The organism is Paenibacillus glycinis (assembly GCF_009909185.1).
In the GTDB taxonomy this organism is placed as follows: Bacteria; Bacillota; Bacilli; order Paenibacillales; family Paenibacillaceae; genus Paenibacillus_Z; species Paenibacillus_Z glycinis.
In genome coordinates this window covers 1-25,676 of record NZ_JAAAMV010000011.1, presented here as the reverse complement: position 1 = coordinate 25,676, position 25,676 = coordinate 1, and the positions used below count along the sequence as shown (strand labels likewise).

Sequence of the window (25,676 nt, the reverse complement as noted above, 5' to 3'; positions counted from 1 at the left end):
AGAAATAATTCCATGATTTCCCTGGGTCACCAATAATTTAAACCACCGGCGGCCAAGTTGCAATGCGTCTATCGTCAGGCACCCGTCAAGTTCTAGCTCGAGGGCAGGCCGAACGCCCGGTGATGGCTCCGCCCGCGCGCCATCAGCGCACGCCGCGCTTCGGCTTCAGCACCGCCCATTCCACGAGGATGAAATTCACGATCAAGCCCGCCCAGATGTTCACGTTCAAGACATCCGCGACCATCCCCTCGCGGCCGGCCGGAAGGGTAAAGCCGTGCAGCAGCGCGTACGTCAGCAGCAGCACCGGCACGAGCACGCGTCCGCTCACGGCGACCAACGTGATGCCGAAGCTGCGGACCATCCAGACGCGGTGGGCGGCGAAGTCCCTGCGCACGGCCGCGCGGTAGCCCTTCCAGGTGGCGAACAGCCATGCGAGCGACAGCGCGATAAACCCGGTTGCTTTCGCGAAATCGTCCATGTACCCTACGAGCGGCAGGGCCAGCAGCCCGCTGACCATCACGCCGAGGACGTAAATTCTGCCGAGCGCGCGGTGCAGCTTCGGCCGCTGCGTTCGAATGCGCGCGATAAACTGCGCGAAGCCCGTGACCAACGCCGCGAAGGCAAACAAAATATGCGTCGCCAATATCGGGAACTGCAGGCTCCCCGGTCTTACGTCGACGCGGCTGTTCGACGGATCGAAGGTCAGATACGGCGCGGAAAACCCGATCATGACGGCTAACGATACGATAACGAGCAGCCACCAGCTTTTGTTCATGTGCATCCTGCGACACGCTCCCCCATGAATCGGTCATGACGTTATTGAAGCTCATCCCCGCGGCCGGCTTGACCGTGCCTATCTTGTTCGCCCGGAGGCTCCGGCTGCCACTCGCAGATCATGACCAGCTTCCCGGCGACGAGCTCGGCGGACAAGCTGCCGTTCATCTTGGCCATGAGGCTCTTGGCGATGGACAAGCCGATTCCCGTTCCGCTGCCGCCCCGGGTCCGGTCGGCGGTATAGAACCGGTCGAACAAGTAGACGATGTCCTTCTCGCTCAGCCGCTCCGCGCGGTTCTCGATCGTCAACCTCACGGCCGCGGGCGTCTTAGCCAGCCGGATCGAGACGTCGCCGCTTGCGTGCTTGATCGCGTTCAGCAGGAGGTTCTCGATGACGCGCTTCACCGCCGACGGATCTGCCCTGACAAACAGGTCCTCCTCCGCGATCGCGATCGCCGGCTCCAGCCGCCGCTGCAGAAACGGCTCGTAGAAGCCCGCCAGCACCTCCAAGACGAGGTCGTTCATGCGAATCGGCTCCGCTTGGAGCGGGTAGTCGGGGGATTCGATCAGCGACAGCTCGAAAAAATCCTCCAGCAGCGCCTTCAGCCGCAGCGCCCCGTTCTTGACGGTCGCCGTGTATTCCGCCCGCCGTTCCGGCGCCAAAGCTTCCGATTCCAGAAACTGCACGTACCCGAGAATCGAGGTCATCGGCGTGCGAATATCATGCGAGATGTTGGCGACCGCGCGCTTCAGCTCGTTCTCCGAGCGGCGCCGGTCGGCATGCGCCTGCTTGGCATGGTCGATGAGCCGGTTGACGTGCTCGGCCAACAGCTCGAGCCTGCCGTCGTAGAACGCCAGGTCCAGCTTCTTCTCCGTATGTCCCAGGTTGAACGCTTCCAGCTGCCCGCTCGCTCTTCGAAGCTCCCGCCGCAGCAGCAGCAGGCGGACGAGCAGGAAGGCCGCCGCCAGCAATGCCGCTATCGCCACGTAAGCCATCTCACTCCCCCGCCTTCCGCCCCGCCGCCGCTTGATCTTTGGTTGCCCAACTCGTAGTCGGCCGGTTATTTGATTTCTTTCTTCCGGAACACGTACCCGCCCAAGCAGGCGAACGCCGCGTACGTCGCGACCGGCACGAGGATCAGCCGCGCCGTCATGCCGGATGCGGCGTCGGCCGCGGGAATTGCATCAAGCAGATGAAGCACGGAATATTCCTGCAGCGTCGCGATCCACGCGAACTTCTTGGCGAGCTCTGTCATGATGATGTCGAAGAGAATGAAGAAGAGGATCAAGAGTCCGATCGTCTTGCCGCTGTCGGTCAGGACGATGGCGCAGAGCGCCATGATGGAGGCGAAGGCCGCCGCGAAAAGCAGCGTCAACCCGAGCAGCCTCGACGCTTCGCCGACGCCCGGCATATCCCGGAAGCCGGTGACGAACGCGCAGATGCCGGTCGATAGGATCGGAAATACCGCCGCCAAGACCACCGTCCCCAAGGTAAATACGGTCAGCTTCGCCCAGAAGATCCGCAGGCGCCCGTTGCCGGAAGCCCCGATCGTCTTCATCGTGCCGATGGCGTACTCGCTGGAGATGAAGAACCCGGCGAACACGCAGGGCGCCATCCGCAAGACGTAGAAATCGCCGCCGATGGCCGGACCGGCGAACACGTCGCGCACCGACACCGCCGCCGCGCTGAACGTGCCGTCGTCATAGAAGATCAGCAGCGGGTACAGCAGGGAGATGACGCCGAGCACGGCCAGCAGCGTCCGGAACGACCTGTCCTTGCGCAGTTTGAACAACTCCGACCGAAGCAGGTTACTCATGGTCCGCACCCCCGATCCGGTTCATGAAGTACCGTTCCAGGTCTTCGCCCATCGGCATGAACTCCTCGATCACCAGTCCCGCCCGAACGAGCGCCGTCGAGACCTTGCCCGGGACGTCCATATACTTGTACAGCTTCACGACGCCGTCCGGCATGACGTCGAACTCGGTCGTGCCGAGTTCCGTCTCGATGACGGAAGCGGCCTTCGCGGGATCGTCCGTCTTGACGTGCAGGAACTGCCGGCATCTGGCATTCAGCTCCTCCACCGTCAATTGTTCGAGCAGCTCCCCCTTATGGATGATGCCGTAGTGCGTCGCAAGCAGATGCAGCTCGCTCAGAATATGGCTGGATATGAGGATCGTGATGCCGTGCTCGACGTTCAACCTGCGCAGCAGCTCCCGGATCTCCACGACGCCCATGGGATCCAATCCGTTGATCGGCTCGTCCAGAATGAGAAATTCGGGGTCGCCCAGCAGCGCGATGGCGAGACCGAGCCGCTGCTTCATCCCGAGCGAGAAGTTTTTGACCTTCTTCCTTCCCGCCGATTGCAGGCCGACGAGCGCGAGCATCCGCGCGACGCACGCTTTGCCCGGTATACCTTTGAGCAGCCGGTGCGCCTCGAGATTGTCCGCGGCGTTCATCTGCGGATACAGCGCGGGACCTTCGATAATGGTGCCGATCCGGCGCCGGGCCTCCGTCAACCTTTCCTCGCCGGCTTGGCCGAACAATTCCAACGAACCCGAAGTGGGATAGGCCAGACCCGCCGCCACCCGGATCAACGTGGATTTGCCCGCCCCGTTCTGTCCGATAAAGCCGTAGATGGCGCCTTTCTTGATAGCCAGGTCGACGTCTCGAAGAGCAAGCTGCTGCTTGTAACGCTTCGTCAACCGCGCGGTGCGAAGCACGTAATCGCTCATTTCTTGTACCTCCCTCGTATGATGACTCCAGTCTAGAAGGGAAATCATAAGAAAGGCTTAAGCGAATCCTTAAGAAGACCTTAAGTCGCTGCTTGCGCCTGCGGCCATGACGGTCGCCCTGCCGCCTATGGCTTCAACCGGTAGCCCATGCCCCAAACCGTCTCGATATAATCGCCGTCCGGATCGGCCTTCGCCAGCTTGCTTCTGATATTGCTCATATGCACGTTGATCGTATTCTCGTCGCCGTGGTACGGTTCCTTCCAGACGCTCGCGAAAAGGTTGGCTTTGGTGAACACCTTCCTCGGCGCGGACAACATCAGCGCGACGATCTCGTATTCGCGGGCGGTCAGGGGCACTTCGGTACCGTTCGCCCGCACGGATCTGGCCTCCAAATCGGCGGTCAAGTCTTTATGCGCGAGCGTATCGGCGACGGCAGCCCCGCTCATCCTCCGGTATCTGCGCAGATGGGAGTCGATGCGCGCGGACACCTCTTCGATATCGAACGGCTTCGTAATATAATCGTCCGCCCCCGACCGGAGGAGCTCGATCTTCGTGGCATTCTCCAGCTTGGCCGAGAGGATCAGCACGGGAGCCTGGCTGCGCGCGGCGACATGCGCCAATATCTCCTCGCCGTCCATGCCGGGCAGCATCAAATCGAGCAAAATCATGTCCCAAGCCTCCCGCTCCAAATGCAGCATCGCTTCGGTGCCGGAAAAAGCCGGCTGCGGCAGGTAACCGCTCCTGCGAACGATGTCGCACAGCAGCCGGTTAATGTCTCCGTCGTCTTCGACGACCAATATGCGAACGGGTTGCGGCACCGGGTTCACGCTCCTTCCATCGCCGGTCGATCGCGTCGTTTTCCCTATGAACTCCCGTACATTCTAGCACACGGCGCCAGACCGTCACAATCGCACCGCCGCGCGGCGCAAAGCCTGCGCGCAGCAAAAAAACCTTGAGCGGCAGGTGCCGCCCAAGGTCCGAGTCCCGGGTATCGCAAGATCAATCGATCCGCTTAAGCGTTGGCGTCGGCCGGCGCGGCAGCGCCCGCGCGACCGGCGTTCGCCGGCGCGGGAGCTGCCTGTTCCGCAGGCGTCTCTGCCGCGGCCGGCTTCGCTTTGCCGACGAACAAGGCCAGCGGCAGCGCCACGATCGCAATGATGGTGGCGATCATATACACGTCGTTGACGCTCATCGTGAAGGACATCATCCCGATATGCTGCTCGTTCGCGTCGCCGGCCTTCGCCAGCTCCGTCCCGTGCAGCACCGAGCGCGAAGCGAGCAGCGACGTGAAGATCGCGATCGCGAACGAACCGAACACGTTCCGCAGCCAGTTCGAGATCGAGGAGGCATGACCGGTCAGATGGCGCGGGATGCGCTCCATCGCCGCGTTGCTCGCCGGCATGATGACCATCGCGATGCCGAGGTTGCGCACGATCATCCACCACAGGATGTAGCTGTGGGAAATGTCGATGCTCGACCAGCTCAGCATCAGCGTGCCGAGCGCGAGCAGCGGAATACCGACCCCCATGAGCCAGCGGGGGCCGATCGACGTGTACAGCTTGCCGACGATCGGCATGACGAGCGCCATGACGAGCGAGGCCGGCAGCAGGATAAGCCCCGTATCCATCGTGGAGACGAGCTGGATGCGCTGGAGGAAGAGCGGCGTCAGCAGCGTTCCGGAGTAGAGGCTGATCGTCAGCACGATGGTGATGACCAGGTTGAGCAAGTACCGTCCGTTCTTCAGCACCCGCAGATTCAGCAGCGGGGTATCGGTCCGCAGCTCCTGCCAGACGAAGGCCGCCAGCATGACGGCGCCGAAGACGAACAGCGAGATGACCCGCGCGGAGCCCCAGCCCCAAGAACTGCCCTGGCCGAGCGCGAGCAGCAGCGAGACGCTGCCGAGCAGCACGGTCGCGAACCCGATGCCGTCGAATTTCTTCGGCACGCTGAGCCGATAATACGGAATATACGCGGCGACGAGCACGATGGCGATGAGGCCGATCGGAATGTTCATCCAGAACAGATACTGCCAGTCGAAGTTCTGCAGCAGCCAGCCGCTGAAGGTCGGCCCGATCGCCGGGGCCATCATCGAGGCCAGCGACCATAGCGCGATCGCCATCGCCTGCCGCTCCCGCGGGATGACTTGATAGACGATCGCCATCGAAGCCGGCAGGATCAGGCCGCTGAACGCGCCTTGCAGGATTCGGAACGCGATCAGCGAATACTCTTCCCAAGCGATCGCGCAGAGGAACGACGACAGCGTAAAGCCGATGAGCGCGAACAGGAACAGCCGTTTGTAGCTGAACTTCTCGCCCAGATAACCGACGATCGGCGCGAACGTCCCCATCGCCAGCATGAAGCCGGTCAGCGTCCATTGGATCGTGCTCAGGCTCGTGTGAAAATGATCCTGCAAAATCGGCAGCGCGATGTTGATCGTGCTGGACGCCAGCACGCACAAGAAAGACCCCACGAATATGGCGGTCATGATGGGCCAAAAGCTCGTTTTCGGCCCGGTTTGCTCCTCCTGTTGAACCATCGTCTCTCCCATCTCCCCGTATCATTTGCTCATATGTTAGTTTTTACATATAATGAATGCAGTATTATTATAAGCCCATGGCTGTCATATGTCAAAATTTACGTATAAAAAGGAGCCGCAATGAACACACTTTCCTACGGCCTGCTGAGCCTGCTCTCGCACGCCGCCGATTCCGGCTACGACCTGATGCTGAAGATCCAGCCGTTTTGGCCCGCCAAGCACAGCCAGATCTACCCGCTGCTCGCCCAGCTCGAAAGCGGCGGCTACGTCCAGCATAAGCTCGTCGTCCAGACCGACAAGCCGGACAAGAAGATCTATTCCATCACCGACAAAGGCTTGAACGCCCTGCGCAACTGGCTCACGCTGCCGACGGACGAGCCCGTGACCCGCGACGAGCTGGTGCTCAAGATCTTCTGCATGGAGCAGGGCGATACCGCCGATATCCTTCACATGCTCGAGACGCGCCTCGCCTATTACCAGGACCAGCTGCAGTGGCTCCAGTCCAAGAAGGAAACCTACGCCCAGCTCAATCCCTCTCCGTCGCTCGGCATTATCCTGCTCATGCAGAAGGGCGAATTCTCCGTCAAAGCCGACCTGGAATGGACGCAGTGGGCGATGCGGCAGGTCATCGCGCACGAGAAAGAGCCGAATCCCGATTGAACGGGATTCGGCTCTTTCTCTTTGAGCGCTGCCGGGGGCTGATGCCGGGCGGTGGGCTAATACCGGGCGGCGGGCCGATACCGGGGGTGGATCCGATGACCCCGCCTTCCATGAGGTCAGATCGTCCGCCTCAACTCTCCGACGCAACAAATCGCGCCTGCAGTAGATGCACGGCGGAATGGACTCTCCTTTGCGCCGGTCGTGCGCGAGAGGCGGGCGGCCGGCAAAACCGGGCAACGAACCGATGCCGGCTCCTTGCCCGTTCCGTGCTTACGCGATGATGCCGAGCAGCGTGCCGCCGGCCGCGCCGGCCAGCACGACCGACCAGGGCGGCAGCTTCCAGAAGGCCAGCATGCCGAATAACAGGACGGCCAGCGCGAAATCCCGCGCGTCCAAGATCGCGGAGGTCCACAAGGGATCGTAGAGCGCGGCCAGCAAGATGCCGACGACGGCGGCGTTGATTCCCGCAAGCGCCCCCTGCACGCTCGGCTGGCTTCGCAGCACGCTCCAGAACGGCAGCGCGCCGACGATGAGCAGGAACGCGGGCAGGAAGATCGCCGCCGTCGCGACGACCGCCCCTCCGATGCCGCCCGCCAGCGCGCCGAGATAGGCCGCGAACGTGAACAGCGGACCCGGAACGGCTTGCGCCGCTCCGTAGCCGGCCAGAAAATCCGGGCGGCTGACCCATCCCGGCGCGACGACCTCCCGCTCCAGCAGCGGCAGCACGACATGCCCCCCGCCGAATACGAGCGCGCCCGACCGGTAGAACCGGGCAAACCAATCCAGCCACTCGGCGCCGCTCCAGCGGGCAGCCAGCGGGAGCGCCAGCAGCAGCGCGACAAACAAGCCCAAGCAAATCAGACCGGCGGATCGGCTGACCGCGCCCGGGAACGCGGGCAGCCTGTCCCCTGCCTGCGTTCTGAATAATCGCGTGCCGATGAATGCCGCAGCGGCGATGATCAGCACTTGGCTCAAGGCCGTTTGCCAGCAGACGGCAACGGCCGCGGCGAGCAAGGCGATCGCCGTCCGGCTTCTGCCTGCCGCGAGCTTCTGCCCCATGCCGAGGACGGCATGCGCCACGACCGCCACGGCGACGATTTTCAGTCCGTGAATCCAGCCCGCGGTCGCGATGTCGAACCCGTGAAGCAGGAACGCGAAGGCGACGAGCGCGACAACGGAAGGCAGCGTAAAGCCAAGCCAGGCCACCGCGCCTCCGATCAGCCCGGCGCGCGCGATGCCGATCCCGATCCCGACCTGGCTGCTGGCCGGCCCGGGCAGAAACTGGCACAGCGCGACCAAGTCGGCGTAGCTCTGCTCGTCCATCCATTTGCGGCGTTTAACGTATTCGTGATGAAAATATCCCAAATGCGCGATCGGGCCGCCGAACGAGGTCACCCCGAGCTTCGCGGATACGGCCAGCACTTCCATTAATGAGGCGATGTTCCCCCGTTTGGCGGAGGAAGGCGAATACGGATGCTCCATGGAGGCCGCTAAACTCCCTTCAATTACGATTTGCCATCCCGAGTAGCGTACCACCGCATGATTATCCTTGTGTTAACGCTTCGTCCCGCTCCCGGCCCGGAACCCCTATTCGCGAAATAGGAACCTTCGCGCGGTCGGCGAAAGTCCCTTGTCGCATCGGAGGCAAGGGAAGCAGCTTGCCTATCCCTGCTGCCGCAGCCCGTCCTCGATATGAAACTGCGTCTCGTACAGCTGTTTGTACAGCGGATCGGATTCGACCAGTTCGGCGTGCGTGCCGATCGCGGCGATGCGGCCCTTCTCCATCACGACGATTTTGTCGGCCTTCAGAATCGTAGAGAGCCGGTGCGCGATCACGAGCGCGGTCCTGCCCTCGAGCAGGACGGCCAACGCATCCTGGATCTTGCGCTCGATCACGGTATCGAGCGCGCTCGTCGCCTCGTCGAGCAGGACGATCTTCGGCCCCTGCAGCAGGACGCGCGCGATGGCAAGGCGTTGGCGCTCGCCGCCGGAGAGGCGGTAGCCGCGCTCGCCGACGACCGTGTCGTAGCCCTCCGGGAGCGCCGCGATGGTGTCGTGGATCTGCGCCGCGCGGCATGCCGCCTCCATCTCTGCCCGCGTGGCGGTTTCCTTGGCCAGCTGCAGATTGTTCGCGACCGTGTCATGGAAGAAGAACGGATCTTGCGGGACGAGCCCCATCTGCGCGCGAAGCGCATGCAGCGTCAAGGTCCGGGTGTCCATGCCGTCTACCTCCAGCGCCCCTTCCGCCGGGTCGGAGAACCGCGGGATCAGGTTCAGCAGCGTCGTCTTGCCCGCGCCGCTCGGGCCTACGAGCGCGACGGTCTCGCCGGGTTCGATGGCGAGGTCGATGTTCCGGAGCGCCCAGCGCGCGACCGGCGGTTCCGCGGCGTCCCCGCCTTCCGGCCGGCCGCGGCCGGCATCCGGCTCCGCATCCTGCGCGGCCGGATGATACGAGAACGATACCTTGCTGAGCCGAATCCGGCCTTGCACGCTGTTGTCCGCAATGGTCCGCGTGCCGTCCTTCACTTCCGGCTCGACGTCCATGATGCCGAAGATGCGCCGGAACAGCGCGACCGAGGACAAGATGCTGACATGCAGCTGCGCGAGCTGGCTGAGCGGTCCGTAGAGCCGGGACAGCAGCGCCGTGAACGCCACGATCGTGCCGAGGCCGATCTCGCCCTGCAGCACGAGCCAGCCGCCGTACATCCAGAGCAGCGCCGGTCCGATGGACGAGAACATGTTCAGCCACATGAACAGCCAACGGCCGACGAGCGCCTGACGCACCTGCAGGTCGCGCAGCGTCCGGTTCGAATCGTCGAACTCCTTCTCCTCCGCTCCCTGCCGGTTGAAGATGCGGATAAGCAGCGCGCCGCTCACGCCGAGCGACTCGCTCAGCTGCACCGTCATCTTCGACAGCCATTGCTGGATCTGCCCCTGCAGCTTCTGGCGGGATTTCCCCACGCGCTGCGTCGGAATGACGAAGCCGGGCACGACGATCACGGCGAGAATGGCCAAGCGCCAATTCATGCTGAACATCAGGAACAGCGTCGCCGCGATGTTCAGCAGATTGCTGACGAAGCCGACGAGCGTCGTCGTCACCACGCTTTGGATGGCGGTGACGTCATTGGTCACCCGCGACACGAGGTCGCCCGCCTGCCGGGAAGCGAAGAACCCGACCGTCTGCCGCTGCAGATGGCGGAAGAGCGAGATCCGGTAATCCGCCATCACGTTCTGGGCGATCAGGTTGCTGAGCCAGGTCTGGAGCACGCCCAGCAAGCCCGTCGCGATCGAGATCAGGATGAGCGCCAGCGTATATTCGACGATCAAGGACATGCTCCGCCGCGCGATGCCGTCGTCGATGATCTTCTGCGTCAGCCACGCCGGCAGGACGCCGCCGAACGACGCGGCCAGGATGACGATCGTCACGATGATGGTGTACGGCCAGTACGGGATGAAGGCGCGCAGCGCCCGGCGAAAGATCGCCCAATCGAAATGTTCGTTCTGGGCGAGCTCCCGCATCCGCCAACGGTTGCCTCCGCCTCCGGGGCTACCGCCGCTTCCCGCGCCTAGATCCAATCCGCGAAAATCCTGCATATTGATCCCTCCTCGCCGGAGTCACTCCCGGATGTGCCGGGTCGTGCCGTATTATTCCCGTTCATGCGGGTCTTCCAATTGCGCCGCGACGACTTTCACGCCCAATGCCTGAATGCGCTCGATGGCCTCGGGATCCGCGTCCCAATCCGTAATCAGCAGGTCGAGGTCCTCGATCCCCCCCGCCCTCGCGAACCCGTCGTTGCCGAGGGAGCGGTGCGTCGTGACGCCGATCCGCCTGCGGGAAACGGCCGCGACCGCCCGCCCGAACGCCGCCACCTCCGGCGTGGAGACGAAAATGCCCTCTTCCGACATGCCGCCTCCGGTCACGAAGCTGATGTCGAATTTGAACTGCCGGATGAATTCGTTCGCGATGACGTCCGTAATGTTGCCGGAGCGCTTGACCCGGCCGCCGATCATGTACGTCTCGATCCATTCCCGTTCGCGCAGGGAATCGGCGACGCGCGTGCTGTTGGTCACCACCGTCAGCGGCAGTTGGTCGGGCAGATGCTTCAGCAGCACGTAAGCGAGCGACCCGCTGCCGATGAACACGGTGTCGTTCGCCCGCAAGTACGACACGGCCAGCTTCGCCACCGCGTTGCCCTGCGGGGAGCCTTCGCCGTAGCGCGCCTCGGGCGGCGGCGGGAGCTGCCTGACCTTGGTCGATGCGATGGCGCCCCCGTGCGTCTTGCGGAGCAGCCCCTGCTCCTGCATGATGGACAAGTCCCTGCGGATCGAATCGATGGAGATCTGAAACCGCTCGGCCAAATCCTTGGCAAGCACCCGCTTCTCTTGCTCGAGCAGCGCGAGTATCTGCTCCCTGCGTTCTTCGGCGAACATGCCCGCGGTATCCTGCGTGGTCATGCGCGATCCCTCCTGAATGATTAGGTTTCGATAGTCGATAATGCAATTATATTCGTGTTTATTCAGTTTTACAAATAATATTGCTTCACATACATGCCGTTATGTTCACTTTTTCTCCGAGAACGAAACATCGCCCTGAATCATAGCCGCTCCGTTCGCGTCTCCCGCTTTCCGTTTCTCCCGAAGGCCACGCCTAATAAAAAGCACTTCGCGGCGGACGATCCGCCTTGAAGTGCTTTCTTTATTAATGCTACTGATCCATCTTGCTCCAATCGGCCCGCTCGATGCTGGTCACGCTCTCCATAGCTGCCGACATGACGATCGACGGAACATCCCCGCTTCACGGCAAAAAAGCCCCTCGCCCATCCGGGGACAGCGCGCGAGGCCGGCGCAAGGAACGGTTATACTTTCTCCAAGCCATTGAAGATATTATCTTCCAGCACGGCGGATTTATCCCCGTATTCTTTGATGATGTGCTTCTCGCCCCAGTCGCACAGCGAATCCAGCACCGATTGCAGGCTCCAGCCGTAGGGACTGAGCTCGTACTCCACTTTCGGCGGGACCTGGTTATACACGTTCCGGGTAACGATGCCGTCCTCCTCGAGCTCGCGCAGCTGCTGGATCAGCATCTTCTGCGTAATGCCGGGCATCAGCCGCTTCAGATCGCTCGTCCGCTTCGTTCCCGTGGTCAGGTGGCAGAGGATGACGCACTTCCATTTGCCGCCGATCACTTCCAGCGTCGCTTCCACGGTCACCCTGTATTTCTTCTGTTCTCCGCCTTCGTTTGCCACGGCCGTTCCCCCTTGTCATACAAAAGTTACTTTTTGGTGACTATATTACTGCAAAGTACGTACTATCCGATCTTGCGCATAGCTCGTATAATAGCATTCACCGGCCGGGTACCGCAAGCTCAAAGGAGGAAATCATGACTTCACCGAACCGAAAAAGCACATTGGCTTTACTGGCATTGGCGATCAGCGCCTTCGCGATCGGCACGACGGAGTTCATCAGCGTCGGACTGCTTCCGCTCATCGCGGAGGACTTCCATATATCCATCACGGCCGCCGGATTGACCGTCACGCTCTATGCGCTCGGCGTTACCGTCGGGGCTCCCGTGCTGACGTCGCTGACCTCGCAGGTGTCGCGCAAGACGCTCCTCATGTGGATTATGATCGTGTTCATTGCGGGTAATCTATTAGCGGCGACGGCCGGCAGTATCGCCGTCCTGCTCGCCGCGCGGGTGATCGCGGCCTTCTCGCACGGCATCTTCATGTCCATCGGCTCCACGCTGGCAGCCGACCTCGTGCCCGAGAACCGGCGCGCGAGCGCGATCTCCATCATGTTCTCCGGGCTGACCGTCGCGACGGTAACGGGCGTTCCGATCGGCACGTTCATCGGCCAGCAGATCGGCTGGCGGGCCGCGTTCTTCGCCATCGCGGCGATCGGCATCGTTGCGTTCGTCGCCAACTTGGCCCTCGTGCCGTCCAACCTGCGCAAAGGGAGCCGCATCCGGCTCGGCGACCAGGTCAAGCTCGTCACGAACGGGCGGCTGCTGCTCGTGTTCCTGATGACGGCGCTCGGTTACGGAGGAACGTTCGTCGTCTTCACGTACCTGTCACCCCTGCTTCACGAGGTAACCGGCTTCCGCGAAAGCACGGCGGCCGTCATCCTGCTTATGTACGGCATCGCCATCGCCATCGGCAACATCATCGGAGGCAAAGCCGCGAACCGCAACCCGGCGACCGCTTTGTTCTATATGTTTGCCCTGCAGGCGATCGTTCTAATCGTTCTATGGTTCACCGCGCCTTATCAGCTCGCCGGGCTGATCACGATCTTCTTCATGGGCTTGTTCGCCTTCATGAACGTGCCCGGGCTGCAGGTCTACGTGGTCACCTTGGCCGAACGCTTCGCCCCGCAGGCGAAGGATGTCGCGTCCGCCGTCAATATCGCCGCTTTCAACGCAGGCATCGCCATCGGCGCTTATTTGGGCGGCGTCGTCACCGATTCGATCGGATTGCTCCACACGACGTGGGTAGGCGCTTTGATGGTCGCGGGAGCCGTCCTGCTGACCCTGTGGGCCAAGGGGCTCGAACGCAAGGACCGCGCAGCCGGGCCGACGGACGAGTCCGCCGCGGAGCCTGCTCTGCGGCAAGCTTAAGCTAACGCCGCCATTCATAATCATGAGAGGAAGATGCAAAATGTTGAACCATCTGCAAGATACCGTCACGCTTCATAACGGCGTTCAAATGCCGGGCTTCGGGCTCGGCGTGTTTAAAGTCCAAGAGGGGGACGAGCTGGTCCAAGCAGTGAAGGCCGCCATCAAGCACGGTTACCGCAGCATCGATACGGCCGCGATCTACGGCAACGAGCAAGGCGTCGGACAAGGCATCCGCGAAGCGCTTCAAGAGAACGGGCTGCGCCGCGAAGAACTGTTCGTGACCTCGAAGGTCTGGAATGCCGACCAGGGCTACGAATCGACGCTCGCCGCGTACGAGACCAGCCTGAAGAAGCTGGGCCTGGACAGCCTGGATCTGTATCTGATCCACTGGCCCGTGAAGGGGAAATTCAAAGAAACGTGGCGCGCCCTGGAGACCTTGTATCGGGAAGGGCGCGTGAAAGCGATCGGGGTCAGCAATTTTCAGGTGCATCACTTGGAAGAGCTCATGCGGGACGCAACGGTGAAGCCGATGGTGAACCAAGTGGAGTATCACCCCCGCCTGACGCAGAAGGAACTGCTTCGCTTCGCGAAGGAGCAGGGCATTCAGCTGGAGGCCTGGTCCCCGCTCATGCAAGGGGAGCTGCTGGACAACCCGGCGCTGCTCGGACTCGCTGCCAAATACGGCAAATCCGTGGCGCAAGTCATCCTTCGCTGGGATCTGCAGCATGGCGTCGTCACCATACCGAAGTCGACCAAGGCGCACCGCATCGCCGAGAACGCCGCGATCTACGACTTCGAGCTGACCGCCGAGGACATGGCGGCCATCGACGCGCTGAACGAAGATCGCCGCATCGGCCCGGACCCGGACAATTTCGATTTCTAAACCCGTCGTCAAACGCGGCCATCCTTGCGGGGATGGCTGTTTTGATGCGTTCGCGCAGCTGTCACGGCATCGAAGCCGAAGCTAAGACTCGCAAGGCTGCAGCCGTTGCGAGTCTTATTTTGTCCGCGTCCGGCGAGCGTTTAAGCGAACAGGACGCCCGCGCTTGCGTAGCCGGCGACCGTCGTGAGGACCTCGATGCCCGTTCCCGTGGCGGAGAATACCATCAAGAGGCGGGTTTGTGCCGTAACGGGAATTGACAAGCCCGTCGTGATGCCGTTCGAGATCGTGCCGAGCGCGATGATTCCGGTCAGCGGCGGCGCCAAGGTGACGATGGCGCCGGGGATCGGAGCGAAGACATTGTTCGGCGTCGGCGAGCTGTACAGCTGCGCCGTGATCGTGACGGAAGAGGCCAGCAGCGTAACGGCCAGCGTCGTGCTGAAATAAGCGGAAATCGCCGAGATCGTCGTATCCGTCGGCACCGAGAACGCCATATTGAGCAGCAAGCCCGCAGCTCCGGTAAGGTCGATATTCACGCCGGTCAACGCGACGCCTATGGCCGAGCTGCCGAAGCCGACCAGGCTCGTCGTGCCGACCACCCCTCCGAGAACCGTCGTCAATACCGCCGGCGTGCCCGACGCGAACGGAATGATCGCGCCCGAGCCGGTCGCGCCGGTTGCTCCGGTTCCCCCCGTTGCTCCTGTCGCGCCGGTTCCTCCGGTTGCCCCAGTGCCTCCGGTCGCCCCGGTTGCTCCGGTTGCTCCTGTCGCGCCGGTTGCCCCTGCTCCTGTCGGTCCTGTCGGTCCGATCGCGCCTAAGGCTCCCGCCGCGCCCGTTGCTCCCGTCGCGCCTCGCAATCCTGTTTCGCCTGTCGCGCCCGTCGCTCCGGTTGCCCCGGTCGAGCCCGGATCGCCCGTAGCCCCGGTCGCCCCTCTCGGCCCCGGAGGTCCTGGCGGCCCTGGATGTCTGCCCATGCGTAGCTTCCCCCTCGTGTTCGTCTTACGACATCATACAAACAGGGGCAAATGAATGCGCACTGCATTTACCCACATCGGCTAAAATAGGCGAGTTTTGCGGAACATTGGCTGATTTTGCGTCCTGGCATGCCATTGTCCCATGCCGTTCCGCAGCGATTGCATTACATTGTAGGAGGAACGTATGCCGAGGAGTGACATTCATGGAGAAACGCCGATTCATCGCGATCATGGTGCCGACCAGACGAGCGCGAAAACCGACCTTGCGCTTCTATCAGCGCTGCTGCGATCCGAATACGGCGATTTATGCCTTCTGTCCGGACGACATCATTTGGAGCGAGCGCCGCATTATCGGGCTGCGACGGTACAAGCGAAGCTACAGGCAGCGGGTCTTCCCGTTTCCCCTCGTCGTCTACAACCGGTGCTTCAACAAGAAAACGGAGACCGTGCAGCGCCTGGAAGACGCGATCGGACCCGGCAAATGCTTCAACGTCATCAACTTTTTCAACAAGTGGCTGCTGTATAACCTGCTGAAGCCGTCGGAGGCCGGACCGTACGTCCCGGATACGTACCTCTACGACAAAGAAGAGCTGCCGCGGCTGCTGGAAACGTACAAGTTGGTCTACATCAAGCCGCTCTACGGCTCGATGGGCAAATTCGTCTACCGCGTGGAGCTGCAAGATGACGGCGAGGTGCATCTGGCGCTCCACAGCCTCTCCGCGAGCTTGGTTTGCCGCGACATCGAGGATATGCAGCGAGTGCTGGGCAAGTATTTGGGAACGCAAAAATACCTCGTGCAGCAAGGCATCCGCACGACCCTGCTGGACCGCAGGCATTTCGACATCCGCGTGCTGATGCAGAAGAACGGGTCGGGCGAATGGGCCGTCTCCAATATGGCCTCCCGCGTGGCCTACAGGCAATACTTCAATACCGCCATCTGCGAAACGATTCGCGACGCGGCGGACGTGCTGCCCCGAATCTTCGAGCCGGACGAACGCGAGGGCATCCTCCGTGCGTTGACGGATATCAGCATCGTCGCTTCGGCGGAAGCCGAGGCCAACATGGGCTTGCTCGGCGAACTGAGCGTCGACTACGTCGTGGATACCGACAAACGGCTCTGGATCATCGAGATGAACGGCAAACCTCACAAAAGCATCTACGCGAGCCTGAAAGGCTACGCCTTCCGCAGGCGCATCTACCGGCGGCCGATGGAGTACGCCGCGTACCTCGCGCGACCCGAGCCGGCAGCATCGAATCCGGAGATGCCCGGCCCGGAGGCGCTCGAACCGGAGGCGCGGCATCCGAGCGAAGCCGATCCGCCCGCGTTCGGAGCGGAGCCGAACGAACGGAGGTTCCACCAAGCGAACGATGCCGAATCGAGAACTCCCGATTCGACGCCATTCCATCCAGCGGTCCATCCACCGAGGCATGCCGAATCGGGAACTCCCGGCTCGACGCCATTCCATCCAGCGGTCTATCCGACGAGGCATACCCGATCGAGAATTCCCGGCGCGACGCCATTCCATCCAGCGGTCCATCCGGCGAGGCATGCCCGATCGAGCCCTCCCGAGTCGACGCCGCTCGATCCGGCGCTCCACCTATCAAAGCCTGCCGGCGCTCCGGAATGAACGCCAAAAATCCCCGTCCCTCCTTGCGGAGCCGAACGGGGATTTTCGTCATTTTGACTGGAAACGATTGGATTGAAGCGCCAAACCGTTTACTATGTAGATAGCATGCGATGCTATGACAATCGACGGAGGTTTTGGCGAATGATGACGAAAGCAGAAACGATGGACAAGCTCATCGAAGAGAAAGGCGCGCTCGGCGGCGCGGAGGTCATCGCGATGATCCGCGAGCTCTTCGGCTGCGATCTGGCATCCGCGCCCATGGCGCCCGGCACCCCCGAACCGCTGGCGGCCATCGACGCGTTTCTCGGCGAGCGCGGCGGACGCGCGGCGGGAAGCGAGCTGCGCGGGATGATCAACGCGGCGTTCGGGATCAATCTGGATGCTTTGTCCGCCCTGGAAGGCAAGCGCATCTCCCTTTTCTCGAAGGGACAATGGATGCTGCAGGCGGACGACGACTTGTTCGTGGTGTACACCGGCGACGGGGACGTGGACGTGAAGATCTATCCGACGGGCTATCTCGCGGACCTCACCGGGTCGCGCGCGCTGCCGCCGGAATTGGCGGAGGCGCTCACCCGACTGGGGTATGCCGACGAAGGACCGGCCGGCTGCACGTACGCGGATCCGGCCGGCCAGGCCGTTCCCGACGCTTTCAAAGGCCAGACCATCATGACGCTGATGAACGCGATTCGCGCGTCCTACGCGAGCGCGTAAGACGGGCGGCCGTTTATTTGCCGAACGACGACAGGAACTTCACGCGATCGCCCATCGGCGGCGTGTTGTTGTCCTTGAGCGCGATTTCCAGCACGGCCGGTCCCTTCGAACGGAGCAAGCCTTGGATGGCATCCTCCCGGATGTCGTCCATCCCGTTCACCCGATAGCTCGGAATGCCCATGGCCGCGGCCATTTGCGAGATGTCGACGGGCTCCTGCTCGAAGGAGGCGTGGGCGCGCTTGAACTGCAGCGAATGGCCGTGGTAGACCATGCCCAGCCGGGCGTTGTTGACGATCACGAACAGGATCGGCAGCCCGTATTCCTTGGCCGTCAAAATTTCCATGCCGTGCATGAAGAAGCAGCCGTCGCCCGTGATGCTGACGACCGGGCGTTCGGGCTCGGCCAGCTTGGAGCCGATCGCCGAGCTGATTCCGCTTCCCATCGCGCCGAAATGGACGTTGATGTTGAAGGAATCCGTGTCCAGCACCTGCATGTGATGAATGACGTACGACATGAACTCGCCGATATCGACGGTATAGCGCGTATCGGTCGGCAGGTGGCTTTGCAAGCTCCGCAGCACGTTCGCCGTGTTGTATTCCCCTTCGTCCTTGACGGACGGCCGCGCGTCCCCGTAAATCAAATTCGACGTCCCCCGTGACAAGCCCAGCACCCGCAGCTCCTCGATCAGCATCAGCAGGCTCAAATGAATATCGCCGAGCACCGGAATATCGATTTTGTATTTGCGGTCGAACACCGTTTGGTCAAAGTCGAGCTGCACCGTGAACCGGCCTTTGTTCAAATTCGCGTTGTAGTTGTTCGTCGCGGTCTCGCCCAGGCTCGAACCGACGACGAGCAGCGATTGACGCGCGCCTTCGGCGATCAGGGTCGAGGCCGCCTCGTGCCCGGCAAAGCCGAACACGCCGACGAACAGCGGATGATCCTCCGGAATATAACCCTTGGCCTGCGGCGTCGCGACGATCGGCCAGTTCAGGATTTCCGCGAGCTCGATGAGGGACTCGACGGACCCTCTGACGCCCTGCCCGACCAAAATGCAGCCGTCCTCGTACTCCATCAGCGCTTTGGCCGCCGATTGGATCGTCTCCAGATCCGGAATCATCGGCTTGCGCTGCGGCAGCGCCGGAATGTCCGCGTTGCCGACCTCGGCGTGCTGCACGTCGATCGGAATCGCGACATGGACCGGACCGGGTACGCCGGAGACGGCGATCCGGCAGGCTTTAACGACCTCGGGCAGCACGTCCTTGGCGTCCTTCACGAGGACGCTGTATTTCGTGACGGGCCGGAACACCGGCGCGACGTCCAGCTCTTGCGACGCGTTCAGCCCCATCGTGCCGACGGGCACGGCGCCGGTCAGGAACAAGACGGGCAGATGCTCGCGCATCGCGTTGGCCGCGCCCGTCGCGAGGTTCGTCGCCCCCGGGCCGCTGCAGCCGATGGCCACGCTCAGGCTGCCGGCATACTTGGCATAGGCCGCCGCCATATACGATGCCGCGCCTTCATGCTTGGCCACGACCGGCTCGATCTCCGGCATGTCGTACAAGGCATCGAAAAACGCGTTGACCGACCCTGCCGGGATGCCGAATAGATGTTTGACGCCGTTTTTCTTCAAAAATTCCAATACCGCGCGAGCTGCTTTCATCGCCAATCCCCCCAAATCTAAAATCGCAGCTATCCGAGCTGCCATTAAAATCACGCTGCCCTGCCCGAAAGCCGTTATTGGATCAAAAACTTCTTCTCCAGGTCCTCCGCCTTCATGGGCCGGCTGAAGTAATAGCCCTGCATCAGGAAACAGTCGCGGGCCGACAGGAAGTCGACATGCTGCCGCGTCTCGACGCCCTCGGCGATGACGCTTAGGTTCAAATTCTGCGCGAGCGTGATGATGGTGTTGATGATCGCCGCGTTATCGTCGTCCTTCGTAATGTCCTGCAGGAACGACTTGTCGATCTTGAGCGTATCGATCGGCAGGCTTTTCAGATACCCGAGCGACGAATAGCCCGTTCCGAAATCGTCGATGGCGATCTGGATGCCAAGCCCCTTAAGCTCTTTCATCGTCTCGAACGTGAGGTCCCTGTTCTTGATGATCAGGTTCTCCGTCAGCTCCAGATGCAGGAAATCCGGGCACAGGTCGGCTTCCTCCAGCGCGTTCTTGACCATGGCGAACAAATTGTTCTGCTCGAACTGGCGGGCCGACAGGTTGACCGACATGCTGAACGTCGGATAGCCCTGCCGCTGCCAAGCCTTGAGCTGCTTGCACGCTTCCTTCAGCACCCATTCGCCGATCGGCACGATAAGCGCGGTCTCCTCCGCGATCGGAATGAACTGGTCCGGCCCGATCATGCCGCGCTTCGGATGATTCCAGCGCAGCAGCGCCTCCACGCCGACGAGCGAATTCGTCTTGTGGTTGATCTGCGGCTGATAGTAGAGCTCGAGCTCGTTCAGCTCCAGCGCCCGGTACAGCGCGTTCTCGAGCTTCACGCTCTCGAAGGTGCGGGTGTCCATGCCCTCGCTGAAGAAATGATAGCTGTTGCCCGAGATTTCCTTGGACTTGTACATCGCGGTGTCCGCGTTCTTGATGAGCGTGTCGGTCGTGTCGCCGTTATCGGGATACAGGCTGATGCCGATGCTCGCCTTGATGTAGATCTCGTTCTCCATGAGCTGGAACGGATCCCTGAGCGAATCGACCACGAGCTGCACGACCTTCAGCACTTCGGTCTCGTTCTTGATGTTGGGCAGGTAGATCGTGAATTCGTCTCCGCCCTGCCGCGATACGGTCGCGCCGAGCGGCACGCACTGGCTGAGCCGCTTGGCGACGTCGCGCAGCAGCAGATCGCCGAAGCTGTGCCCGAGCGAATCGTTGATGAACTTGAAGCGGTCGAGATCCAAGTAAAGCACGGCGAGCTTCTCGCCGTTGATCTGCGCCTGCATGAGCCCTTGGTTGAGCCTGTCCTTCAGCAGCACGCGGTTCGGCAGATCGGTCACGCTGTCGAAATACGCGTGGTACTTGATCTCGGCCTCCATCTGCTTCCGCTGCGTGATGTCCTTGAAGGTGACGACGTCGCCGACGATCTCGTCGCCTTCCCGGATGGAAGAGATGACGAACTCGACGGGAAAGCTGGAGCCGTCATGACGGTAGAACCGCTCGTCCTGCCCGTAGTTGTCCCAGTTCCCTTCGGCCGCCGCCGCCGCGTAGCTTGCGCTTTCATTTCTGCCATGCAATCCGTGGAAGATAATGCTGGACGGCAGTCCGATCAATTCGTTCTTCGACTCGTAGCCCAGCATGGAAGCCGCGGCCGGATTGCAGAACGTGATATTCCGGTCGAGATCCAATCCGAAGATGCCCTCGCCCGCCGAATTCAGGATCAGCTCCTTCTCCCTGCTGAGCTGCTGCAGCTCGGCCACGACGCGCTCCAGCTCCCGATTCTTGACCGTGATCTCCGAGGTCCGCTCTTCGATGATGTTCTCCTGTTTCTCCATGTAGAGCAGGTTCGACAAGGTCGAGGCCGTGGCGTCCACGATCGACTGCGCGAGCTCCATCTTGGCGACGGAGTAATGCAGATTGCCCTCGTCCAGCTGGACGACCGGGATCACGCCCAGCACCTCGCCCATGGACACGAGCGGCAGCATGAAGATGCTCCGGATGCCGAAGTTCCGGCACAGGTCGTGGTTCGGCCGTTCGTCCGCGAACACGTCCGGGATCAGGACGGCCTTTTTCGTGCGGATCACCTCTTGAAACACGCCGTCGTTGCTCTCGTCGATCCGGATTTTGCTGTGCGTGCGCATCCAATCTTCTTCCGTCCAATCGCTGTCCTTGCTCAGCTTGGCCGGCTTGATTTTGCTCTCCGTGATGGGGTCCAGCAGATGAACGCCGATATTGTAATTGCCCAGTACCTTCCCGAGGTAGAAGAAGCAGCTGTCGAGGCTCTCCTGCATCGTGGAGCACATGGCCAAATCGCTTGTCACGTCGAGCAGCAGTTGTTTCTCTGCGATGAGGTTCTCTTTATGCGTCAAGTTTCGTGCATTCTGTATCGCGACGGCCGCCATGTTGACGTAGGCCTCGACCGTCTGGATTTCGGACTCCGTCAGGTTCATCGGGATGCCATAATCGAAGAGAAACACCACGCCGAACAATTCCTGTTCGAACGAGATCGGTAACACCAGCAGCGACTTGATTTGGAAGCCTTCCACGGCTCTGGGGTCGGGTCTGGAGTCTTTCGAGGTATCCGGGATGTACACGGCCTTCTTGGTTTCGATGACTTCTTTCGCGAGCAGATCCGCTTCCAGGTCGATGACGTGCATGTCCAGCGTCAATCCGTTGATCACCTGCGGCTTGCCGACGTATCCCCTGAAGGTCCCATCCTCCTGCGGCAAATATATGCCCACGGAATTACATTGGACGATTTCTTCGGAGATCGCGGTAGTCACATGCTCCAGGACTTCTCGCAATTCCAGCTTGGTATTGATCAATTTGGTCAGATGCGCTAGGCGCGAATATCTCATTTGCTCTTTATACACCTTCAAGCCCCCGCTCCCGGATCAAGCTAAATTACCGATAACATACAAAGTTCTACAATAAAGGCGAATTTCCTCTTGCAAAAAAAATTAAATCTTGACAAAGATCATTCGTAAGCGAACGGTATTCGGCACGAATGCGGGATCGCGCGCGAACAGTAGAAGCCGCATGTCGAATAACCAAGGGCCGAGAGACCTATCCCGGCCGGAAACCAATGAAAAAAGCACCCGAAATCGGGTGCCCCGCGCGATGATCCGCGAGACGCGAAGGCGCCCCGCGATGGATGGAAACTCCCGGCTCAGTCCAGTTCCAGGACCGAATCGCCGCTTATGATCGTGCCGTGATCGATGCCCTGGCAAATCTCTCTCATCGAGCCCGGCCGGTCGAAATTGAATACGTGCATCGGCAGCTTGTAATCTCTCGCCAAGATGAACGCCGACTGGTCCATGACCAGCAAATCGCGCTGCAGGACATCGTTGTAATGCATGGCTTTGAATTTCCGCGCGCTGCCGTCCCGCTTCGGGTCGGCATTGAATACGCCGTCGACGCCCTGCTTGGCGACGAGGAGCGCATCGCAGTTCACTTCGATCGCCCGCTGCACCGAAGGATAATCGGTCGTCACGTACGGCTGCCCGTTGCCGCCGGCGAAGATGACGACGTAGCCCTTCTCCAGGTGGTGAATGGCCCGCAGCCGGATATACGGCTCGGCGACGGAAGTGGCCGGAATGGCCGTCATGACGCGGATTTCCCTGTCCGTCCGCGCTTTCAGCACGCCGCGGAGCATCAGGCTGTTGATGACCGTGGCGAGCGTGCCGATGTTGTCGGCTTCCGCCCGCTCGATGCCCCACGTCTCCGCCATGTTGCCGCGGAAGATGTTGCCGCCGCCGATCACGACCGAGACCTCGACGCCGAGATCGATGACGGACATGATTTCGCTCGCGATATGCTCCAGCCGCTCCGGCTCGAACCCGAATTCCGAACGGCCGGCGACCGCGCCGCCGCTAAGTTTGATGAGCACCCTTCTGTACCTGGTCAGCTTCAACACCTCCGAATAAAATAAAAACACTAAAGCAATGAATGCTTTAGTGTTTCGAAAGACGAAAATATGAAGACGCATGGGATAGCCTGTTGGAGCGTTTCCGTATCCGCCTCATCGTTTCGCCTCCTTTTGAATGCCGTGCCGTTCCTTAGTGTATCGTTGGCGCGGCCGTTTGGCAACGGGTATCCGGTACCAGGCCGCGACTCCGAATCAGCGCTGATGCTGCCTTCCGTAGGCATGAAGTCCCCGACCGGCAAGCATGGCCGCCAGGATGGCGGTCATGACGAGCAGCGCGCAGATCAGGCCGATGACGCCGGGCCATGCGTAAGCCGACAGGAACGAGCCGCCTGCCGTGCCGAGCAGGCTGGAGCCCAGGTAATAGAACAGTAGGTACAGCGAGGACGCGTACGCCTTGTACGGCGTAGGCGCGATCCTGCCCACCCATCCGCTCGCCACGGTATGGCCCGCGAAGAACCCGAACGCGAACAGGACGAGCCCGACGATCGTCATCGACAGGCTTCCGGCGAGCGTGAAGACCGCGCCGGTCAGCGACAAGACGACGCCCGCGCCGATCAGCCCGGCCCGCGAATGCCGGTCGGCCAGTTTGCCGAAGAAGAACGAGCTCCAGGACCCGACCAGTTGAAAGACGAACAGGCAGCCGATGACCGATTGGCTGAGGCCGTACGGCGGCTTGGCGAGCAGGTAGCCGATATAGTTGAACAGCGTGACGTAGCCGCCGAGCAGCAGGAAGCCGGTGGCGTAGAGCGGCAGCAGCCGTTTGTTCGAGAGTCCGCCCTTCAGCCCGTCGATCCACAGCCGGAGCGAGATGCCGGACGGGCGGAAATGCCGCGACTTCGGCAGGTACGCCCAGAAGAAGATGCTGCAGACCAAGCTGCATAAGCCTAATATCAGCAGGCCGACATGCCAGTCGAACAAATCCGCGAGCAAGCTGACGATAACCCGGCCGACGAAACCGCCGATCGCGGTGCCCCCGACGTAGACGCCCATGACCTTGCCGATGCTGGCGGGCTCGATCTCCTCGTTCAAGTACGTCATTGCGATCGCCGGGAAGCCGGACAAGCTGATGCCGAGCAGCAGGCGCAGGACCAGCAGCAGGTGGAAGCTGCCGCTGAAGGACGAGAGGATCGCCAGGACCGAAGTCGCGAACAACGACGCGACCATGATGTTTTTCCTGCCCCAGGCGTTCGAGAAGGCGGAGATGAACATCATGCAGACCGCGAGGCTCATGGTCGAGAACGAGATGACCATGCTGGCCGCGGACGGCGAGACATGGAACCGTTCGGAGAACTCCCCGAGCAGCGTCTGCGGGCTATAGAGAACGGCGAACGTCACGATGCTGCCGAGCAGCATGCTGAGCAGCGTACGGCGGTAAGCTTGGCTTCCTTTGGCGATGTGCGGCATGATGCAAGACCCCTTCGGCGTGTTTCGATTGAGTCTTAGTGTACGCCTCGACAATTCATAACGTCCAATTTATTATTGGTATACGAATAATGCCTTTTCGTTACAAATTTGACCGAAAGGAGGCCTTGAATCGTGGAATGGCAGCAGCTGGAGTATTTCCGCGTCGTCGCCAAGACCGAGCATTTCACCCGGGCGGCGGAGCAGCTGGCGATCTCGCAGCCCGCGCTCAGCCGGTCCATCACCCATCTGGAGGAGACGCTGAGCGTCTCCTTGTTCGACCGCGTCGGCCGTTCCGTGAAGCTCAACGCGTTCGGCACGCTGTTCCTGAAACGGGTCGAGAAAGCGCTGCAGGAAATTCAGGACGGCGTGAACGAGCTGCAGCAGCTGAAGGATCCGTACACCGGGACGGTGTCCCTCGCGTTCGTCATGACCTTCGGGCTCAGCTTCCTGCCGGACTTCATCAGCGAATTCAATCGACTCTATCCCCAGGTGAAGCTGCAGCTGTTCCAGAACACGACCGCCGCGATCTTCAGGCAGCTGCTGGACAGCGAAGCGGACCTCAGCATCGTGGGGGTGATCGATCACCGGAACCACCTGGAGTGGCATAAGCTGCTCGACGAAGACCTGTTCGTCTACGTTCCCGCGAACCACCGGCTGGCCGACCGGGAATCCGTGCGGCTGGAGGAGCTGGCGCGGGACCCGTTCATCAGCTTCAAGAAGGGCTACGGCATGCGCGCGCTCACGGACCAATTCTGCGCGCAGGCCGGCTTCGTGCCCCAGGTCGTCTTCGAAGGCGAGGACGTGGCCACCGTCTCGGTGCTGGTCTCCTCCGGCATCGGCGTCACGTTGATCCCGTCCTTCAGAGGCATCACGCCGAGCAAAATCAAGAAGCTCCGCGTGACGGAGCCGATATGCCGGCGCGAGATCGGGCTCGCCTGGCTGAAGGGTCGCGCGTTGTCCCCGTCGGCCGATTTGTTCCGCGGCTTTATCATGAGCCGGTTCGAATAGGCTCGCCGCGCTACGCGAAAGCGCCGCGCTACGCGAAAGCGCCGCGCTACGCGAAAGCGCCGCGCTACGCGAAAGCGCCGCGCTACGCGAAAGCGCCGCGCTACGCGAAAGCGCCGCGCTACGCGAAAGCGCCGCGCTACGCGAAAGCGCCGCGCTACGCGAAAGCGCCG

21 protein-coding genes are annotated in these 25,676 nt (G+C 61.6%); 6 read left to right on the top strand and 15 right to left on the bottom strand.

The window, feature by feature from the left end; genetic code table 11:
- Positions 1 to 142 precede the first annotated feature (142 nt).
- The 6 genes from GT019_RS15120 to GT019_RS15095 all read right to left on the bottom strand — a co-directional run bounded on the left by GT019_RS15120 (position 143) and on the right by GT019_RS15095 (position 6,043).
- The gene (locus tag GT019_RS15120) at positions 143 to 781 is read right to left on the bottom strand and encodes a DUF2306 domain-containing protein (protein WP_161744028.1); all 639 of its coding nucleotides are present in this window, start codon (positions 779 to 781) and stop codon (positions 143 to 145) included.
- A gap of 35 nt (positions 782 to 816) precedes the next feature.
- Complete coding sequence (locus tag GT019_RS15115; RefSeq protein ID WP_161744027.1) at positions 817 to 1,770, bottom strand: sensor histidine kinase; 954 nt, start codon at positions 1,768 to 1,770, stop codon at positions 817 to 819.
- Between the two features lie 65 nt (positions 1,771 to 1,835).
- Positions 1,836 to 2,591, bottom strand: coding sequence for an ABC transporter permease (locus tag GT019_RS15110; protein ID WP_161744026.1), 756 nt, complete (start codon positions 2,589 to 2,591; stop codon positions 1,836 to 1,838).
- The gene (locus tag GT019_RS15105) at positions 2,584 to 3,507 is read right to left on the bottom strand and encodes an ATP-binding cassette domain-containing protein (protein ID WP_161744025.1); all 924 of its coding nucleotides are present in this window, start codon (positions 3,505 to 3,507) and stop codon (positions 2,584 to 2,586) included. Before GT019_RS15105 ends, GT019_RS15110 begins: the two co-directional genes overlap by 8 nt.
- 125 nt (positions 3,508 to 3,632) lie before the next feature.
- Positions 3,633 to 4,325: a response regulator transcription factor gene (locus GT019_RS15100; protein ID WP_161744024.1), complete on the bottom strand. Its 693-nt coding sequence runs from the start codon at positions 4,323 to 4,325 to the stop codon at positions 3,633 to 3,635.
- 194 nt (positions 4,326 to 4,519) lie between these two features.
- The gene (locus GT019_RS15095) at positions 4,520 to 6,043 is read right to left on the bottom strand and encodes an MDR family MFS transporter (protein WP_235948200.1); all 1,524 of its coding nucleotides are present in this window, start codon (positions 6,041 to 6,043) and stop codon (positions 4,520 to 4,522) included.
- Between the two features lie 120 nt (positions 6,044 to 6,163).
- On the opposite strand from GT019_RS15095, the gene GT019_RS15090 reads away from it, so the two are divergent.
- Positions 6,164 to 6,703, top strand: coding sequence for a PadR family transcriptional regulator (locus GT019_RS15090; protein ID WP_161744022.1), 540 nt, complete (start codon positions 6,164 to 6,166; stop codon positions 6,701 to 6,703).
- Between the two features lie 270 nt (positions 6,704 to 6,973).
- On the opposite strand, the gene chrA is transcribed toward GT019_RS15090, so the two are convergent.
- The 4 genes from chrA to GT019_RS15070 form a co-directional block, all read right to left on the bottom strand.
- Positions 6,974 to 8,185 carry a chromate efflux transporter gene (gene chrA / locus GT019_RS15085; RefSeq protein WP_161744021.1) on the bottom strand — a complete coding sequence of 404 codons (1,212 nt, stop codon included), beginning with the start codon at positions 8,183 to 8,185 and terminating at the stop codon, positions 6,974 to 6,976.
- Positions 8,186 to 8,365: 180 nt separating this feature from the next.
- Positions 8,366 to 10,297: an ABC transporter ATP-binding protein gene (locus GT019_RS15080; RefSeq protein WP_161744020.1), complete on the bottom strand. Its 1,932-nt coding sequence runs from the start codon at positions 10,295 to 10,297 to the stop codon at positions 8,366 to 8,368.
- A gap of 51 nt (positions 10,298 to 10,348) precedes the next feature.
- Positions 10,349 to 11,158 carry a DeoR/GlpR family DNA-binding transcription regulator gene (locus GT019_RS15075; RefSeq protein ID WP_161744019.1) on the bottom strand — a complete coding sequence of 270 codons (810 nt, stop codon included), beginning with the start codon at positions 11,156 to 11,158 and terminating at the stop codon, positions 10,349 to 10,351.
- A gap of 401 nt (positions 11,159 to 11,559) precedes the next feature.
- A complete protein-coding gene (locus GT019_RS15070) occupies positions 11,560 to 11,949 on the bottom strand; it encodes a winged helix-turn-helix transcriptional regulator (RefSeq protein ID WP_161744018.1) in 390 nt (129 codons plus the stop codon).
- A 134-nt stretch (positions 11,950 to 12,083) separates the two neighbouring features.
- Between GT019_RS15070 and GT019_RS15065 the strand changes: the two genes are divergently transcribed.
- Positions 12,084 to 13,316 (top strand): MFS transporter, encoded by a 1,233-nt coding sequence (locus GT019_RS15065; RefSeq protein ID WP_161744017.1) that lies wholly within the window; start codon positions 12,084 to 12,086, stop codon positions 13,314 to 13,316.
- A 40-nt stretch (positions 13,317 to 13,356) separates the two neighbouring features.
- On the top strand, positions 13,357 to 14,199 hold the full coding sequence (locus GT019_RS15060) for an aldo/keto reductase (RefSeq protein WP_161744016.1): 843 nt from the start codon (positions 13,357 to 13,359) through the stop codon (positions 14,197 to 14,199).
- Between the two features lie 140 nt (positions 14,200 to 14,339).
- On the opposite strand, the gene GT019_RS15055 is transcribed toward GT019_RS15060, so the two are convergent.
- Positions 14,340 to 15,170: an exosporium glycoprotein BclB-related protein gene (locus tag GT019_RS15055; RefSeq protein ID WP_161744015.1), complete on the bottom strand. Its 831-nt coding sequence runs from the start codon at positions 15,168 to 15,170 to the stop codon at positions 14,340 to 14,342.
- Positions 15,171 to 15,373: 203 nt separating this feature from the next.
- Here GT019_RS15055 and GT019_RS15050 point away from each other — a divergent pair, with 203 nt between their 5' ends.
- Together GT019_RS15050 and GT019_RS15045 are read left to right on the top strand one after the other, a co-directional pair.
- Complete coding sequence (locus GT019_RS15050; RefSeq protein ID WP_161744014.1) at positions 15,374 to 16,798, top strand: YheC/YheD family endospore coat-associated protein; 1,425 nt, start codon at positions 15,374 to 15,376, stop codon at positions 16,796 to 16,798.
- A gap of 141 nt (positions 16,799 to 16,939) precedes the next feature.
- Positions 16,940 to 17,509 carry a hypothetical protein gene (locus GT019_RS15045; protein ID WP_161744013.1) on the top strand — a complete coding sequence of 190 codons (570 nt, stop codon included), beginning with the start codon at positions 16,940 to 16,942 and terminating at the stop codon, positions 17,507 to 17,509.
- A gap of 13 nt (positions 17,510 to 17,522) precedes the next feature.
- On the opposite strand, the gene GT019_RS15040 is transcribed toward GT019_RS15045, so the two are convergent.
- From GT019_RS15040 to GT019_RS15025, 4 genes are all read right to left on the bottom strand, one after another.
- Positions 17,523 to 19,166, bottom strand: coding sequence for a thiamine pyrophosphate-binding protein (locus tag GT019_RS15040; RefSeq protein ID WP_161744012.1), 1,644 nt, complete (start codon positions 19,164 to 19,166; stop codon positions 17,523 to 17,525).
- A gap of 74 nt (positions 19,167 to 19,240) precedes the next feature.
- Positions 19,241 to 22,024, bottom strand: coding sequence for a sensor domain-containing phosphodiesterase (locus GT019_RS15035; protein ID WP_201755398.1), 2,784 nt, complete (start codon positions 22,022 to 22,024; stop codon positions 19,241 to 19,243).
- A gap of 311 nt (positions 22,025 to 22,335) precedes the next feature.
- Positions 22,336 to 23,073 carry a UMP kinase gene (gene pyrH, locus GT019_RS15030; protein ID WP_201755401.1) on the bottom strand — a complete coding sequence of 246 codons (738 nt, stop codon included), beginning with the start codon at positions 23,071 to 23,073 and terminating at the stop codon, positions 22,336 to 22,338.
- Positions 23,074 to 23,286: 213 nt separating this feature from the next.
- The gene (locus tag GT019_RS15025) at positions 23,287 to 24,498 is read right to left on the bottom strand and encodes an MFS transporter (RefSeq protein ID WP_161744009.1); all 1,212 of its coding nucleotides are present in this window, start codon (positions 24,496 to 24,498) and stop codon (positions 23,287 to 23,289) included.
- A gap of 132 nt (positions 24,499 to 24,630) precedes the next feature.
- Here GT019_RS15025 and GT019_RS15020 point away from each other — a divergent pair, with 132 nt between their 5' ends.
- Positions 24,631 to 25,506 (top strand): LysR family transcriptional regulator, encoded by an 876-nt coding sequence (locus tag GT019_RS15020; protein ID WP_161744008.1) that lies wholly within the window; start codon positions 24,631 to 24,633, stop codon positions 25,504 to 25,506.
- Positions 25,507 to 25,676: the final 170 nt, after the last annotated feature.

What these genes read in the sequence shown, in the direction of transcription:
- GT019_RS15055 (WP_161744015.1), bottom strand. Translation starts at nt 15,170, where the DNA reads ATGGGCAGACATCCAGGGCCGCCAGGACCTCCGGGGCCGAGAGGGGCG.
- GT019_RS15035 (WP_201755398.1), bottom strand. Translation starts at nt 22,024, where the DNA reads ATGAGATATTCGCGCCTAGCGCATCTGACCAAATTGATCAATACCAAG.
- GT019_RS15045 (WP_161744013.1), top strand. Translation starts at nt 16,940, where the DNA reads ATGATGACGAAAGCAGAAACGATGGACAAGCTCATCGAAGAGAAAGGC.
- GT019_RS15075 (WP_161744019.1), bottom strand. Translation starts at nt 11,158, where the DNA reads ATGACCACGCAGGATACCGCGGGCATGTTCGCCGAAGAACGCAGGGAG.
- GT019_RS15115 (WP_161744027.1), bottom strand. Translation starts at nt 1,770, where the DNA reads ATGGCTTACGTGGCGATAGCGGCATTGCTGGCGGCGGCCTTCCTGCTC.
- GT019_RS15060 (WP_161744016.1), top strand. Translation starts at nt 13,357, where the DNA reads ATGTTGAACCATCTGCAAGATACCGTCACGCTTCATAACGGCGTTCAA.
- GT019_RS15050 (WP_161744014.1), top strand. Translation starts at nt 15,374, where the DNA reads ATGGAGAAACGCCGATTCATCGCGATCATGGTGCCGACCAGACGAGCG.
- chrA (WP_161744021.1), bottom strand. Translation starts at nt 8,185, where the DNA reads ATGGAGCATCCGTATTCGCCTTCCTCCGCCAAACGGGGGAACATCGCC.
- GT019_RS15105 (WP_161744025.1), bottom strand. Translation starts at nt 3,507, where the DNA reads ATGAGCGATTACGTGCTTCGCACCGCGCGGTTGACGAAGCGTTACAAG.
- GT019_RS15095 (WP_235948200.1), bottom strand. Translation starts at nt 6,043, where the DNA reads ATGGTTCAACAGGAGGAGCAAACCGGGCCGAAAACGAGCTTTTGGCCC.
- GT019_RS15025 (WP_161744009.1), bottom strand. Translation starts at nt 24,498, where the DNA reads ATGCCGCACATCGCCAAAGGAAGCCAAGCTTACCGCCGTACGCTGCTC.
- GT019_RS15065 (WP_161744017.1), top strand. Translation starts at nt 12,084, where the DNA reads ATGACTTCACCGAACCGAAAAAGCACATTGGCTTTACTGGCATTGGCG.
- GT019_RS15080 (WP_161744020.1), bottom strand. Translation starts at nt 10,297, where the DNA reads ATGCAGGATTTTCGCGGATTGGATCTAGGCGCGGGAAGCGGCGGTAGC.
- GT019_RS15090 (WP_161744022.1), top strand. Translation starts at nt 6,164, where the DNA reads ATGAACACACTTTCCTACGGCCTGCTGAGCCTGCTCTCGCACGCCGCC.
- GT019_RS15120 (WP_161744028.1), bottom strand. Translation starts at nt 781, where the DNA reads ATGCACATGAACAAAAGCTGGTGGCTGCTCGTTATCGTATCGTTAGCC.
- GT019_RS15040 (WP_161744012.1), bottom strand. Translation starts at nt 19,166, where the DNA reads ATGAAAGCAGCTCGCGCGGTATTGGAATTTTTGAAGAAAAACGGCGTC.
- GT019_RS15110 (WP_161744026.1), bottom strand. Translation starts at nt 2,591, where the DNA reads ATGAGTAACCTGCTTCGGTCGGAGTTGTTCAAACTGCGCAAGGACAGG.